The organism is Sterolibacterium denitrificans, assembly GCF_900174485.1.
GTDB classification, from domain to species: domain Bacteria; phylum Pseudomonadota; class Gammaproteobacteria; order Burkholderiales; family Rhodocyclaceae; genus Sterolibacterium; species Sterolibacterium denitrificans.
Genome location: NZ_LT837803.1, coordinates 1132684 through 1147079, shown reverse-complemented (window position 1 = coordinate 1147079; position 14396 = coordinate 1132684). Strand labels below are relative to the sequence as shown.

General features: G+C 63.2%; 16 protein-coding genes and 1 tRNA gene. 10 read left to right on the top strand and 7 right to left on the bottom strand.

Features of this window, described 5'->3' with window-relative positions:
• Window positions 1–12: 12 nt before the first annotated feature.
• From SDENCHOL_RS05250 to SDENCHOL_RS05230, 5 genes are all read right to left on the bottom strand, one after another.
• A complete protein-coding gene (locus tag SDENCHOL_RS05250; RefSeq protein WP_154716279.1) occupies window positions 13–495 on the bottom strand; it encodes an agglutinin biogenesis protein MshP in 483 nt (160 codons plus the stop codon).
• A complete protein-coding gene (locus tag SDENCHOL_RS05245; protein WP_154716278.1) occupies window positions 492–1346 on the bottom strand; it encodes a PulJ/GspJ family protein in 855 nt (284 codons plus the stop codon). The genes SDENCHOL_RS05250 and SDENCHOL_RS05245 overlap by 4 nt, the downstream gene beginning before the upstream one ends.
• Window positions 1343–2017, bottom strand: a complete 675-nt coding sequence (locus SDENCHOL_RS05240) for a type II secretion system protein (RefSeq protein ID WP_154716277.1) — start codon at window positions 2015–2017, stop codon at window positions 1343–1345. Before SDENCHOL_RS05240 ends, SDENCHOL_RS05245 begins: the two co-directional genes overlap by 4 nt.
• Window positions 2007–2531, bottom strand: a complete 525-nt coding sequence (locus SDENCHOL_RS05235; protein WP_154716276.1) for a pilus assembly FimT family protein — start codon at window positions 2529–2531, stop codon at window positions 2007–2009. Before SDENCHOL_RS05235 ends, SDENCHOL_RS05240 begins: the two co-directional genes overlap by 11 nt.
• Window positions 2532–2633: 102 nt before the next feature.
• A tRNA-Thr gene (locus SDENCHOL_RS05230) sits at window positions 2634–2709 on the bottom strand.
• A gap of 116 nt (window positions 2710–2825) precedes the next feature.
• On the opposite strand from SDENCHOL_RS05230, the gene SDENCHOL_RS05225 reads away from it, so the two are divergent.
• From SDENCHOL_RS05225 to SDENCHOL_RS05190, 8 genes are all read left to right on the top strand, one after another.
• Window positions 2826–4367: a sensor histidine kinase gene (locus tag SDENCHOL_RS05225; protein WP_172954999.1), complete on the top strand. Its 1542-nt coding sequence runs from the start codon at window positions 2826–2828 to the stop codon at window positions 4365–4367.
• A 65-nt stretch (window positions 4368–4432) separates the two neighbouring features.
• Window positions 4433–5077 carry a response regulator transcription factor gene (locus SDENCHOL_RS05220; RefSeq protein WP_154716274.1) on the top strand — a complete coding sequence of 215 codons (645 nt, stop codon included), beginning with the start codon at window positions 4433–4435 and terminating at the stop codon, window positions 5075–5077.
• Between the two features lie 61 nt (window positions 5078–5138).
• On the top strand, window positions 5139–6962 hold the full coding sequence (locus tag SDENCHOL_RS05215) for a sensor domain-containing diguanylate cyclase (RefSeq protein ID WP_154716273.1): 1824 nt from the start codon (window positions 5139–5141) through the stop codon (window positions 6960–6962).
• Complete coding sequence (gene rfbB, locus SDENCHOL_RS05210) at window positions 6959–8002, top strand: dTDP-glucose 4,6-dehydratase (RefSeq protein ID WP_154716272.1); 1044 nt, start codon at window positions 6959–6961, stop codon at window positions 8000–8002. The genes SDENCHOL_RS05215 and rfbB overlap by 4 nt, the downstream gene beginning before the upstream one ends.
• Before the next feature lie 55 nt (window positions 8003–8057).
• Window positions 8058–8939, top strand: a complete 882-nt coding sequence (gene rfbA, locus SDENCHOL_RS05205; RefSeq protein ID WP_154717362.1) for a glucose-1-phosphate thymidylyltransferase RfbA — start codon at window positions 8058–8060, stop codon at window positions 8937–8939.
• A gap of 22 nt (window positions 8940–8961) precedes the next feature.
• Entirely contained in the window at window positions 8962–9516 is a 555-nt protein-coding gene (gene rfbC, locus SDENCHOL_RS05200; RefSeq protein WP_154716271.1) for a dTDP-4-dehydrorhamnose 3,5-epimerase, read from the top strand.
• Entirely contained in the window at window positions 9513–10367 is an 855-nt protein-coding gene (gene rfbD, locus SDENCHOL_RS05195; RefSeq protein ID WP_154716270.1) for a dTDP-4-dehydrorhamnose reductase, read from the top strand. The genes rfbC and rfbD overlap by 4 nt, the downstream gene beginning before the upstream one ends.
• Window positions 10368–10413: 46 nt before the next feature.
• Window positions 10414–10842, top strand: a complete 429-nt coding sequence (locus SDENCHOL_RS05190; RefSeq protein ID WP_154716269.1) for a VOC family protein — start codon at window positions 10414–10416, stop codon at window positions 10840–10842.
• A gap of 107 nt (window positions 10843–10949) precedes the next feature.
• Here the strand turns inward: SDENCHOL_RS05190 and SDENCHOL_RS05185 are convergent, their stop codons facing one another.
• Both SDENCHOL_RS05185 and SDENCHOL_RS05180 read right to left on the bottom strand, forming a co-directional pair.
• The gene (locus tag SDENCHOL_RS05185) at window positions 10950–11357 is read right to left on the bottom strand and encodes a hypothetical protein (protein WP_154716268.1); all 408 of its coding nucleotides are present in this window, start codon (window positions 11355–11357) and stop codon (window positions 10950–10952) included.
• A gap of 11 nt (window positions 11358–11368) precedes the next feature.
• Entirely contained in the window at window positions 11369–11629 is a 261-nt protein-coding gene (locus SDENCHOL_RS05180) for a GIY-YIG nuclease family protein (protein WP_154716267.1), read from the bottom strand.
• A 215-nt stretch (window positions 11630–11844) separates the two neighbouring features.
• On the opposite strand from SDENCHOL_RS05180, the gene thrS reads away from it, so the two are divergent.
• Complete coding sequence (thrS, locus tag SDENCHOL_RS05175; protein WP_154716266.1) at window positions 11845–13764, top strand: threonine--tRNA ligase; 1920 nt, start codon at window positions 11845–11847, stop codon at window positions 13762–13764.
• 85 nt (window positions 13765–13849) lie between these two features.
• Window positions 13850–14380 carry a translation initiation factor IF-3 gene (gene infC / locus SDENCHOL_RS05170; RefSeq protein WP_154716265.1) on the top strand — a complete coding sequence of 177 codons (531 nt, stop codon included), beginning with the start codon at window positions 13850–13852 and terminating at the stop codon, window positions 14378–14380.
• The last annotated feature ends 16 nt before the right edge of the window (window positions 14381–14396 follow it).

Sequence of the window (14396 nt, the reverse complement as noted above, 5' to 3'; positions counted from 1 at the left end):
CTACCCCAAGGCTCAGGGCGCGGGGCAGGTGCCCAGTTGATCTTTGTCACACACGATGGTCATTTCCACCTGCCGTTCGACATAGGTTGGCGAGGGATTGACCGTGTTGGGGCAGGCGCCGCCAGACGGCTGATTGCAGGCCGTGGACAGCAGCCGGTAATACATCCCGGATTTGCTGCAAGTGACGGTGACGGTAATGCCCTGCATGGTATCGGCCGTATCCGGTAGGGTATCGTTGTACGAGGGAGAGTCACATTCGCCATTTTGTGTGACATGGTAGGCGCCCACTTCCAGGCCGGAACGCGCCACATGCAGGATGCGTGCACTCTCTACATCCAGAGCAGAACTCATGTGCTGCATGCTGGCGATGCCGACGCCGAAGGCGCCCAGCGCGGCCAGCACGACGAGGATGAAGATCGCCGAGATCATGGCGAAACCGGCAGGGCGCGCGGTGTGAGCGGAATGCGCAGGCTTGTTGTGCGGGCGGAGTTTCATAGCGCGTTGTCGATGTGGATTTCACGCATCAGGGTCACGCTTTCGTCGCCGGCGCGGTCGGTCAGGGTCAGGGTGACCACCAGCACGCCGAAGCTTTGCAACGAAGGCGGGTAGACCACATTGCAGCGGGCGTTGTTGGCGACGAGGTTTCCGCCACTGGCCTTGGCGGCGGCGATGGCGGCCGCCTGCGTGCCGTTCAGCCCATAGTTCGAGTAACGACGCAGCGGGCCGGCGGTGCCGACAGGACAACTGTAGGCCACCGCCCGGGTGCCCGCCGGCACGACCTGGAAGCGCGTGGTCGAAGGACCGGGCCAGGCGAAGGCCGGGCCGCCATTGAGCGGCGTCAGGGCCAACTGCTGACCGGCGATGCCCGTCACGTTCATGGTGTTGCAGTAGGCCAATCCGCTGCAGCCATAGGCGCTCTGGTCGCCATTCCCGGTGTTGTTGATGACGATGTAGTCATTGGCGGCGATCGCCGGGTTACTCGGCATCTGGCTGGAGACCGTCAGATTGAAGGCGCCCGCACTGAACAATCCCGCGCTGGGCAGATAGCTGCCGCCGCCGCGGGTGGCGATGAATTCGATCCAGTAATTGCCGTCCGCCGTGGTCACGCGCAGGCTGTTGGGCAGGGCCTGGCGGATTTCGCGGCTCAGGCGGCGCAGGGCCAGGTCGGCGGTGTCGGTCAGGTCGGCGCGCTGGCTGGCGCTGACGTAGCTCATCAGCGGTCCGGACATGAACACCGCCACCATGCCGGCGATGATGCCGGTGATGACGATCACCATGATCATTTCGACCAGCGAGAAACCGCTGCTGCGGGATCGGCGGAAGCTCTGGCGCAAGGGAGTCATCATGGCGTGATCAGCGGCAGCGGCCACCAGCGGGCGCGGTAGCTTTCCAGGGTCAGGCTGTCATCGCCATGGTGCACGGTGACGGTGATGCGCAGGGCTATCATGTTCTCCGCGGTCGGGTTGGGATCGACGATCCATATCACTTTTCCGTCCGAATCCACAGTGAGCGTTTCCGGCGTTAAGTTGATGGTCGCCCAGTAGCCGACGGGCGAGGCGGCCGTGCTGCCGCTCATGTCGGGGATCGGCGTCGATGGCGATCCCAGGGTCAGGGTCGTGCAACTGGTTGCGCGAGGCCCGGGATTGCTGCAGTAGTTGCCGATGTTGTTGAAATTGCTGCGCGGCGAGACGCCCAGCGTCGGATAACCGAATTGCTGGTGGCCGCCGCCGCTGCCGGTACATTCGGCCGTGGTGGCCGCCATCGGGTTGGTGTTGGTCAACGGATCGCAGACGGTGAAGGGCATCAGCTCGACTTCATCGAGCAGGCTTTCGGCCAGGGTCAGCATCTGCTTGCGGATCATCGGGTCGGCGCTGTGCTTGACCACCATGTTCAGCATGCCGAGCACGCCGGCCAGCGCCAGGCTGACGATCATGATGAACATGATCAGTTCGATCAGCGTGGCGCCGGCATGGCGGCCATGCCTGGGCGGATGCACGGTGGCGCGTCTAATGCACATAGCCGCTTTCCGCCTCTATCGTCAGCGAGGAAGCGCCACCGGCGCCGGTAAAGGTAAGGGTGGCCGGCGCGCCGCTCACCGGACGGCCCTCGGCATCGAAGTCGATGTTGACCGCCGGGGAGACGCTCATGCCGCTGGGCGCGCTGATGACGCTCGAGCCGGCGGGCAGCGCCAGGGCCGTCGGGCAATTGCCGGTGACGTGATTGCTGGGCAGGCCGGTATCGATTTTGACCGTCACCGAACCGGCCGCGATGATGACGCAGGTATGACGCCGCTGGGCGACGGCGATCTTGCGGGCATAGTCGATGGCCGCCGCGACCTGGTCGCGATAGCCGATGTCGGCAAAACCCATCATCGAGGAAAAACGCGGGAGGGCCACATACCCCATGACGCCGATGATGATCATGACCACGATCAACTCGATCAGCGTGAAACCGGACTGGCCGGCCCACGCAGCGCGTTCGGCCCGCTCGGCACGTTCGGTCTGTCCAGCTCGTATCGGCGATCGTTGCATGTTCAGGAACTGCCTCCAATCCTCAGTCTCCCGCCCGATCGGGTTCGATCGGACCTGATCGGGGTTGATCAGGTTTGCAGCATTGAATCACATTGAATCAAATGGTGCCGGCGAGAAGAATCGAACTCCCGACCTTCGCATTACAAGTGCGCTGCTCTACCAACTGAGCTACGCCGGCCCTTGCTTCGTTCGTGCCGTACCCGCGCGCCAAAGTGCGTCGATTATAGCCGTCGGGTAGCGCTTTCCGCTACACTTCCAAGGCTGGACTATCCCTTTTCCTCCATGGCGGTCACCGTGAAAAACCAGGATGCGGCATTGCGGCTGCTGCTCGTCGATGCCGCCGAAAACGATGCCGCGCGCGTGCTGGCCTGCCTGACTGCGGCCGGCACGCGCTTGCAGGCACAGCGGGTGGCGACGGCCGCCGCGCTGCGCGATGCGCTGCGGAACGCGACCTGGGATGCGCTGCTCTGCCGCTTGCCTCACCCTGCGCCGAGAGGCGCGAAAAAACTCGGCGCGCCGGGCGCCCTGCGCCTGCTGCAGGATGCCGCGCTGGATCTGCCGTTCATTCTGCTGGCGGACAGTCTCGACGACAAGGCCGTGACGCACGCCCTGCAGGCCGGGGCGCATGAGGTTTTTGCCTGGGGCGAACTGGAACGCCTGCTGCCGGCGATCCGCCGCGAAATCCGCGCCGCCCGCCATCGCGCCGATCACCGCGCGGCGCTGGAGATGCTGCGCGCCAGCGAGACGCGCTTCCGCGTACTGGCGGCCAACCTGCCGGGCATGGTGTTCCAACTGGAATACGATCCGGCCAGCGGACTGCATTTTTCCTATGTCAGCGACGGCTGCGACAAGCTGATCGGACTCAAGCCCAATGAGCTGTTGAGCGCGCCGCAGCGTTTCGTGGAAGTCGTCGACACGGCCGATCGCGCCGCGCTCGACAAGGCGCTGGAGGATTCGGCCGCCACCTGCAGCATGCTCAACTGGGAAGGGCGCATCCGCAAGCGCGGCCAGGTGAAATGGATCAACCTGCGCTCGACGCCGCAGCGCCTGGACAACGGCGGCATGCAGTGGCAAGGCATCGCCACCGACATTTCACGCAGCAAGGAGGCGGAAGCCAAACTGCGCCGCTCGCGCGAGCAACTTTCCGAGCTTTCCTACCACCTCGAGGCGGCGAAGGAAGAGGAGCGCGAGCGCATCGCCCGCGACATCCACGACGAACTCGGCAGCACGCTGGTCGCCATCAAGATCAAGACCGCCCTGCTCAGCGCCAAATTGCCCGAACAGCCGCCCGGCCTGCGCGACATGGCTGGTGATATTGAAGGCATGCTCGATCAGGCGATGAGCACGGTCGGCCGCGTGGCCCGCGAGCTGCGCCCCGGCATCCTCAAGGAGTTCGGCCTGTCCGCCGCCCTCGAATGCCAGGCCGAGGATTTTTCGCAGCGCACCGGCATCGCCTGCCGCGTGCAGTGCGACGACGAGGGCGCGCAACTCGACGAACAGACGTCGGTGGCGCTGTTCCGCATCTTCCAGGAAGCACTGACCAATGTGGCCAAGCACGCCCATGCCTCGCTGGTGGTCGTGCGCCTGCGCCGCGAGAAAGGCTGCATCGTTCTGGAAATCCGCGATAATGGCCGAGGGATTTCCGAAGCCGACCTGAACAAGCCCCGCTCCTTTGGCCTGCGCGGCATCCGCGAACGCATCAACAGCCTGAATGGTGAATTCGCCATCGGCCCGGCCGAACCGGGCGGCAGCCACATCATGCTGAGCGTACCCACCGCGCGCCGCGCCGAATCCACGCCGCCGCCCGAGGAATCGCCCCAGCGGAACCTGTTTTGAGCAGTTGCAACCTTTGAGCCGTTCGAGCAATTTGAGCCGTTTGTGATCGAGACATTGACTTATCCATGAGCAACAACAAGATTCGCGTCCTGATTGCCGATGACCATGCCATCGTCCGCCAGGGACTGCGCCAGATTCTTTCCGAAACCGACGATCTGCTGGTGGCCGGCGAGGCCAGCGATGGCGTCGATGTCATGCATCTGGCACGCGAACAGCCCTGGGATGTCGTTCTGCTCGACGTGTCCATGCCCAACCGCAACGGCATCGACACTCTGAAGATGCTGAGGAAGGAATTCCCGCGTCTGCCGGTGCTGATCCTCAGCATGCACCCGGAGGAACAGTATGCCGTGCGCGCGCTGAAGTCCGGCGCCTCGGGCTATGTCACCAAGCAAAGCGCGCCGGAACAACTGGTGACGGCGATCCGCCAGGTGGCCGACGGCCACAAGTACGTCAGCCCTTCGCTGGCGATGAGACTCGCCGATGTCATCGCCGAGAACAACGACCGGCCGCCGCACGAAATGCTCTCCGACCGCGAATACCAGATTCTCTGCCTGATCGCCGCCGGCCGGCCGCTGACGCAGATTGCCGAGGAGCTCAACATCAGCGTCAAGACCATCAGCGAATACCGCAGACGCATGCTCGACAAGATGAAGCTGGAAAGCAATGCCGAGCTGATTCGTTATGGCGTGAAGCACGGTCTCGTCGAATGACATACAAACGGCCCGGACGAAATGTCCGGCGCTTCCTGCTTCCGTTGTTAACCGACTCATCATGAGCAAACCCACCCCACCCTCCGAAATCGCCCGCGAAGTCCTGCGCCAACTTGCCGCACGCCGCCAGTTGCCCACACCGGACAACTACGCGGCGCTCTACAACGAGATTGCCGGTACTGCCGCCGCCGAGGCGTTTCCGGAAAAGCCGATGAAGGCGCTGGCTGCCGCGCTGCCGCGCGCCACCGCCGAACAGGCGAAGCTCACGCGCCAGTTTGAAGCCGCCGTTGCCGAAAAGAGCTGGAACGGCATCAAGGATGCGCTGCTCGCCCTGGCCGCACCGGCAACCAATGAGCCCCTGCAATGGTCGCCCCTGATCCGCGATCTGCTGACCCAACTCGAACGCAATCATGCCAACCTGACCAGCAGCAGAAAGCGCGAGAGCCTGGAGCATCTGCTGCAGAGCACCTCGGCGCCCGAGTTGCTGCATGCCCGCCTGCAATCGCTGCTGCGCGCCTGGCTCCAGGGCTCGGCGGCCGAAGAATTCGCGCTGGTCGAGGATCCGGCTGCCGATGCTGCCGGTGTTGCCAGCACTGCCGATGCCGCGCTCGCACCGGCTGCCGACCTGTCGCCGGTACTCCAAAGCGGCAGCCCGCCGGAATCCGCCAGCGTAAGCAGTGCGACGCTCAACCGCAACCTGCGCGAGTGGTTCGCCACGCTGCTGGACGACAGCATCAATACGCTGTTGACCGACGTTCCCGAGCTGGCCGCCGAAGCAAGCCAACTGGCCCGCGAGATTCGCCACATCCGCCCGACCACGGATGCCATCGACGGTTTTACGGCGCGCCTGAAGAAATTCAGCTACCGCCTGGAGTTTCTCGCCGAGGACCAGAACGAGCTGCATGCCGCACTGCTGCATCTGCTGCGCCTGATCATCGAGAACATCAGCGAAGTGGTCATCGACGATCGCCTCCTGCACGGCCAGGTCGAGACCCTGCGCGAGCTGATCAGCAAGCCGCTGAATCTGCGCCAGCTCGATGACGTCGAGCGTCGCATGAAGGATGTGATCTTCAAGCAGGGCATGCTGAAGAAGCAGCTCACCGAAGCGCAGGACCGGCTCAAGAGCATGCTGATCTCCTTCGTCGATCGGCTGGCCAATCTGACGGATGAAACCGATACCTTCCACGGCAAGATCGAAATTTGCTCGAGGAAAATCAGCCAGGCCGGCGACATCGGCCAGATTTCCGAAGTCCTCGACGAGGTGATGGCGGCTACCCGCGTCATGCAGCTCAACGCCCAGCGTTCACGCGACGAACTGCAGGAGATGCGGCGCCGGGTCTCGGAAACCGAGAAGGAAGTCGAACGGCTGCATGCCGAACTGAGCCAGGCCAGCGACATGGTGCGCATCGATCCGCTCACCAACGTGCTCAACCGCAAGGGCATGGAAGAGGCCATGGAGCGGGAAGTCTCGCGCGCCCATCGCCAGCACGGCAGCCTGTGCATCGTGGTGCTGGACATCGACAACTTCAAGCGCCTCAACGACACGCTGGGACATCAGGCCGGCGACGCCGCGCTGGTGCATCTGGCCACGGTCATCAAGGAAACGCTGCGGCCGCAGGATACCGTGGCGCGCTACGGCGGCGAGGAGTTCGTCCTGCTGCTGCCCGACACGCCGCTCGATGAGTCCGTCACGGCAGTCACCCGTCTGCAGCGCGAACTGACGCGCAGGTTTTTCCTGCACAACAATGAAAAACTGCTGATCACCTTCAGCGCCGGCGTTGCCGAACTGAACGGCAGCGAACCCGCCACAGCGGCCATCCAGCGCGCCGACCAGGCGATGTATCTAGCCAAGCGCGGCGGCAAGAATCGCGTCGTGGCGGCATGAGGCGTCAAACCCTGTTCATCACCGGCGGCGCCGGTTTCATCGGCTCGGCCCTGGTGCGCCTACTGATCGCCGAGACGGAATGGAGCGTCGTCAATATCGACAAGCTCACCTATGCCGGCAATCTCGAATCGCTGGCGATGCTGCGCGATGAACCGCGCCACATCTTCAGCCGCAGCGACATCGGCGATCGCGCCGCGCTCGACCGGCTGTTCGCCGAGTACCACCCGGCCGGCGTGATCCACCTGGCCGCCGAATCCCATGTCGATCGCTCGATTCACGGCCCGGCCGATTTCATCGCCACCAACATCGTCGGTACCTATACGCTGCTGGAAGCCGCGCGCGGCTACTGGAACGGCTTGCCGCCCGCGGAGCAGGAAAGTTTCCGCTTCCACCACGTCTCCACCGACGAAGTGTATGGCAGCCTCGGCACCGAAGGACTGTTCAGCGAAACCACGCCCTACGATCCCAGTTCACCCTATTCGGCATCGAAGGCCTCGTCCGACCACCTGGTGCGTGCCTGGCAACGCACCTATGGCCTGCCGACGCTGGTGACCAACTGCTCGAACAACTACGGCCCCTATCAATTTCCCGAGAAGCTGATCCCGGTGGTGATCCTCAACGCACTGGCCGGCAAGCCGCTGCCGATCTACGGCAAGGGCGACAACGTGCGCGACTGGCTGTACGTCGACGATCATGCGCGGGCACTGCGTCTGATATTTGAACGAGGCCAGCCGGGCGAGACCTACAATATCGGCGGCCACAACGAAAAGACCAACCTCGAAGTGGTCGACGCACTCTGCGCGCTGCTCGACGAGCTGCGCCCGCGCAGCGATGGCAAATCCTATCTGGAACAGAAGACCTTCGTCGCCGACCGCCCCGGCCATGACCGGCGCTATGCCATCGACGCCGGCAAGATCCAGCGCGAACTGGGCTGGACGCCGCGCGAAGACTTCGACTCCGGATCAAGAAAAACCGTCGAGTGGTATCTGGCCAACAACGCCTGGGTCAACAACGTCATCAGTGGCGAATACCGTCAGTGATTGGAGAAATTGGAAAAGCATCATGACCAACGCTGAGCAAAAACCCGCTTCCGTCATGAATCGCAAGGCCATCATCCTCGCCGGCGGCGACGGCACCCGCCTGTATCCGGCCACGCTGGCCATCTCCAAGCAGCTCCTGCCGATCTACGACAAGCCGATGATCTACTATCCGCTGTCCACCCTGATGCTGGCGGGCATCCGCGACATTCTGCTGATTTCCACGCCGCAGGACACGCCGCGCTTCGCGCAGTTGCTGGGCGATGGCAGCCAGTGGGGATTGAATCTGCAATATGCCGTCCAGCCCTCGCCGGATGGCCTGGCGCAGGCGTTCATCATCGGCCGCGACTTCGTCGGCAATGCGCCGACGGCGCTGGTGCTCGGCGACAACATTTTCTACGGCCACGAGCTTGCCACCCAGCTCAGGCGCGTCAATCGGGCCAGCGACCAGGCCACGGTCTTCACCTATGCCGTGCAGGATCCCGAACGCTATGGCGTGGTCGAGTTCGATGCTCAGGGCCGCGCCATCAGCATCGAGGAAAAACCCGCCCGGCCCAAGTCGCGCTATGCCGTCACCGGCCTCTATTTTTACGACAACAACGTATTGGACGTCGCTGCCCAAATGCAGCCTTCGGCACGCGGCGAGCTGGAAATCACCGACGTCAATCGTCACTATCTCGACGCCGGCAAGCTGCGGGTGGAAATCATGGGCCGCGGCATGGCCTGGCTGGACACCGGCACTCACGACTCCCTGCTCGATGCTTCGCAATTCATCGCCACCCTGGAAAAACGCCAGGGCCTGAAACTCGCCTGCCCCGAGGAAATCGCCTGGCGCGCCGGCTGGATCGACGCCGCCCAGTTGGAAAAGCTCGCCCAGCCGCTGGCAAGGAACGGCTACGGCCAGTATCTGCTCGACCTGCTGAAGCACAAGGTCTTTTGAACCTGCGCTCCCCTCACTCTCCATGCGAATCATCCCCACCAACCTGCCCGACGTGCTGCTGATCGAGCCGGAAGTCTTTGGCGATGCGCGCGGCTTCTTCATGGAAAGCTACAACCGGCGCAAGCTGGTCGAACTGGACCCGCGCCTGGATGTGGAATTCGTCCAGGACAACCACTCGCGCTCGGCGCAGAACGTGCTGCGCGGCCTGCACTACCAGATCCGGCATCCCCAGGGCAAGCTGGTGCGCGTGGTGGTGGGTGAGGTATATGACGTGGCGGTCGACCTGCGCCGCGCTTCGCCCACGTTCGGCCAGTGGACCGGACAAATCCTCTCCGCCGAAAACCGGCGCATGATGTGGGTGCCGCCCGGCTTTGCCCACGGCTACTGCGTGACTTCGGCAGTCGCCGAAGTCCTCTACAAGACCACCGACTACCGGCATGCCGAACATGAGCGTTGCTTGCTGTGGAACGATGCCAGCCTCGGCATTCCCTGGCCGCTTTCCGCTGCGCCTCTCCTGGCGGCCAAGGATCAAGCCGGCCTGCCCCTGAGCCAGGCGGAGACGTTCACTTTCCCATGAAGAAAATCCTCATTATCGGCAAGAACGGTCAGGTCGGCTGGGAATTGCAGCGCACGCTGGCACCGCTCGGACAGGTACAGGCCATCGACTACCCGGAACTCGATCTGACCAACAAGACGGCGCTGCACAACGCCCTGCAGGCGCTGCGCCCCGACGTCATCGTCAATGCCGCCGCCCATACCACCGTGGATCAGGCCGAGCACGAGCCCGAGCGGGCGCAGGCCATCAATGCCACGGCGCCGGCCATCATGGCCGAAACCACCCGCAGCATGGGCGCCCTGTTGGTGCATTACTCCACCGACCATGTCTATGACGGCAGCGGCAACACGCCATTCACCGAGGACATGCCGGCCGGGCCATTGAATGTTTACGGCCACAGCAAGCTGCTGGGCGACCAGGCCATCCAGGCCAGCGGCTGCCGCCACCTGATCCTGCGTACCAGTTGGGTGTATGGCCTGCGCGGCAGGAATTTCCTGCTGACCATGCTGCGCCTGGCCCGGGAGCACGAGGAACTCAAGGTCGTCGATGACCAGATCGGCGCGCCCACCTGGAGCCGCATGATCGCCGAAGCCACCGCCCTGGCGCTGGCCCGGCCCACGCCCGTCGAGGGGCTGTATCACTGCGCCAGCAGCAGCGAAACCTCATGGCACGGGTTCACCGCCGCCATCCTCGAACTGACTCGCGCGCAGCGCACGCGCGAACCCCGCCTGATCGGCATTCCCGGCAGCGCCTATCCGGCGCCCGCTCGCCGTCCGGCCAATTCGCGCCTGTCCTGCGCCAGGCTGACCCAGGCCGCGGACATCACCCTGCCGCACTGGCGCGAGGCGCTGGCCCTGTGTCTGGCGCAGTAGGCGCAACAGGGGTGTAACAGGCATAGGCCTCAATGGAGCATTCATCGTGAAAGCAAGCGTCACGGTCATCACACTGGGTGTAGACGACCTGGAGCGTGCCTTGTCGTTCTACCGGGACGGGCTCGGCCTGAGTACAGACGGTATCGTCGGACAAGCGTTCGAGCATGGTGCTGTTGCATTCTTCGATCTTCAGAACGGCCTGAAGCTCGCAATCTGGCCCCGAAAAAGCCTTTCCCATGACGCCGGCCTTGCTCTCGCGTCCCCCAGTGCCACAGATTTTTCGCTCGGGCACAACGTTTCTTCCAGGGCCGAAGTTGACGCCGTCATGGCACAAGCGCAGGCGGCAGGGGCCAAGATCGTCAAGCCCGCACAAGACACCTTTTGGGGTGGCTATGCAGGGTACTTCCAAGACTTGGACTCGCATCTTTGGGAGGTGGTATGGAACCCGGATTTGCCGCCCACGGACGAGGTTTGACAATTCATTCAAGCCGACGCCGCTTCACGGCGCAGCTTGATTCAGGCGATCGCCGGCCGATGGATGCAGGACGAAAAGGGCGAAGACCGTGACAGGGAAATCGCCAATCACCCGCCCTGCTGCGACTGTGCGCCCGGGTTCCCCTGGTTTCCCGGGTTCCCCTGTTTGCTCCCCGCCGGCTTGTGGCGTTTGCGCATGTGCTTGTTGCCGCTCGTGCCGACCTTCTTCTCCTGCCGCTCGCCACGATTGTCGTTCTGGCGGAATTGCGGGTTCTGGTTCTGCGTCTTGGCGAACACCGGCGGCTTGCGCGGCCCGATGCTGATTTCGATCTCGATGATCTCGTCCCATTGCGCGTCGGTGCGCAGACGCTCGGGAATCGACAGCAACTCGCGCAACCGCGCATTCGGGTTGTGATGCGGCTTGGCCGGGTTCGATGCGTTCGATGCGCTCGATGCGTTCGACCCTGCCGATCCGCCTGCCCCGCCTTGTTGGTCTTGCTGATCGTCGCTGTTCATAGCTGTTTCCTTTAACAGGTGCCGGCGCAATAGTGCCTGCAGAATGCACGCTTCTCGCTTGCCGACAGGCGTTTCACCCGGCACTCGGCCTTCTGCGCCGACGACCTGTCGGTAAATTCCATGCTCATCAGCAGACGCATCGGCGGGTGCGCACGCGTGTATCGCGCTCCCTTGCCGCTGACATGCTTGGCGTAACGTGCCGCCACGTCGGTGGTGACGCCAGTATAAATGCTGCCACCTTCACACTCAATCAAGTAGAGATACCAAGCCATTGCAAAGTTCCCCGGCGTTCCGAAACACTCCCAAACGTTCCCAAACGCTCCGGATGCCCTCAAAGCGCGCCTCTGCCGCGCCGCCGTTGCCCATCCGTGGACAGGGGACGCATTTTATCGGGCAAATGTTGCGCCGGCTTCCTCTGTTATAATTTCGGGCTCATTTTCCGCCCCCTTCAGTTCTTGCCCGTTTCCCGCACAGGATTTGCCCGATCATGCCGGTAATTACCCTGCCCGATGGCTCCAAACGCGAATTTCCGCAGCCGGTGACGGTGGCGGAAGTGGCCGCCTCGATCGGCGCGGGCCTTGCCAAGGCGGCGCTGGCCGGCCGCGTCGACGAGCGGCTGGTGGACACCAGCCACCGCATCGAGCGGGATGCGCAGCTTGCCATCGTCACCGACAAGGATATCGACGGCCTGGAAATCATCCGCCACTCGACCGCCCACCTGCTGGCCTACGCCGTCAAGGAACTGTTTCCCGACGCCCAGGTGACCATCGGCCCGACGGTGGAAAACGGTTTCTACTACGACTTCGCCTACACGCGCCCGTTCACGCCGGAAGACCTGCAGCAGATCGAGCAGCGCATGGCGCAGCTAGCCAAGAAGGATTTCCCCGTCACGCGTGAAGTCTGGGCGCGCGACCAGGCGGTCGAGTTCTTCAAGTCGATCGGCGAGCACTACAAGGCCGAACTGATCGAGGCGATTCCCGCCGGCGAGGAAGTCTCGCTCTACCGCGAAGGCGATTTCATCGACCTGTGCCGCGGCCCGCACGTGCCATCCACCGGCAGGCTCAAGGTTTTCAAGCTGATGAAGGTGGCCGGCGCCTACTGGCGCGGCGACCAGAAGAACGAACAACTGCAGCGCATCTACGGCACCGCCTGGGCGAAGAAGGAAGAGCTCGACGCCTACCTGCACATGCTGGAAGAGGCCGAAAAGCGCGATCACCGCAAACTGGGCAAGCAGCTCGGCCTGTTCCATCTGCAGGACGAGGCGCCGGGCCTGGTGTTCTGGCATCCGCACGGCTGGATCATCTGGCAGGAAATCGAGCAGTACATGCGCCAGGTGTATCGCGACAGCGGCTACCAGGAAGTGCGCTGCCCGCAGATTCTCGACAGCAGCCTGTGGGAAAAGTCCGGCCACTGGGGCCACTACAAGGACAACATGTTCATCACCGAATCGGAAAGCCGCGACTACGCGGTCAAGCCGATGAACTGCCCGGGTCACGTGCAGATCTTCAACAACGGCCTGCGCTCCTACCGCGAGCTGCCGCTGCGGCTGGGCGAATTCGGCTCCTGCCACCGCAACGAGCCTTCCGGCGCGCTGCACGGCGTGATGCGCGTGCGCGGCTTCACCCAGGACGACGGCCACATCTTCTGCACCGAAGCGCAGATCGAAGCCGAAATCACCGCCTTCAACGCCCAGTTGCGCAAGGTCTATGCCGACTTCGGTTTTACCGACATTGCCGTCAAGCTGGCGCTGCGTCCGGACAGCCGCGTCGGCTCGGACGAGGACTGGGATCGCTCGGAAAATGCCCTGCGCTCGGCCCTGCGCGCCAGCGGCCTGGCATGGGAAGAACTGCCCGGCGAAGGCGCCTTTTACGGGCCGAAAATCGAATTCCACATCAAGGATGCGCTGGGCCGCTCCTGGCAATGCGGCACGGTGCAGGTCGACCCCTCCATGCCGGTGCGCCTCGGCGCCGAATACGTCGGCGAAGACAACGCCCGCCACACGCCGGTCATGCTGCATCGCGCCATCCTCGGCTCGCTGGAACGCTTCATCGGCATTCTCATCGAGCATCACGCCGGCGCCTTTCCGCTGTGGCTCTCACCCGTCCAGGTAGTGGTGATGAACATCTCGGAAGCGCAGACGGCTTATGCCGAAACTGTGGTGGAAAAGCTGCAGGCGGCCGGGCTGCGCGTCGAGGCGGATTTGCGCGGCGAGAAGATAGGCTATAAAATCCGCGAGCATAGCTTGTTGAAGCGGCCTTACCAGGTTGTCGTCGGCGACAACGAAATGGCCGCCGGGATGGTCGCCGTACGTGCCCGGGGCAATCGGGATCTCGGGCAAATGTCCCCCGAAACGTTGGTCGAACGCCTGCTGCAGGAACGCGGCATCCGTGGCGTTTCCGACGTTTGACGGCATTTCAGTGCATACACGGTACCTTGGTACGTGGTACATGGTACGTGAGCGACCTTGTTATTGTTTTTTTGGAGAATAGGCCATAGCCCAGGATAAGACGCAGCGCGTCAACAACGAAATCACCGCTCCCGAGATTCGTCTCGTCGGCATGGATGCTGAACAACTCGGAATCGTTTCGCTGCGCGCAGCACTCGATCTGGCCGAGGAAAACGGAATCGATCTGGTCGAAATTGCTCCCATGGCGCAGCCGCCGGTCTGCCGTCTGATGGATTACGGCAAGTTCAAGTACCAGGAAGCCAAACGAGCCCACGACGCCAAGCTGAAGCAGAAGCAGATCCAGGTCAAGGAAGTCAAATTCCGTCCGGGAACCGATGAGGGTGACTACAAGATCAAGCTGCGCAATTTGATCAAGTTCCTGCAGGACGGCGACAAGACCAAAGTGACGCTGCGTTTTCGCGGCCGCGAGATGGCTCACCAGGAATTCGGCGTCCGTCTGCTCGAACGCATCAAGGCGGATTTGCAGGAACACGGCGTGGTCGAGCAGTTTCCGAAAATGGAAGGCCGCCAGTTGATCATGGTGCTGGCGCCGCAGAAGAAGCAGCAGCAGAAGTAAGGCAGCAAGGCAACAC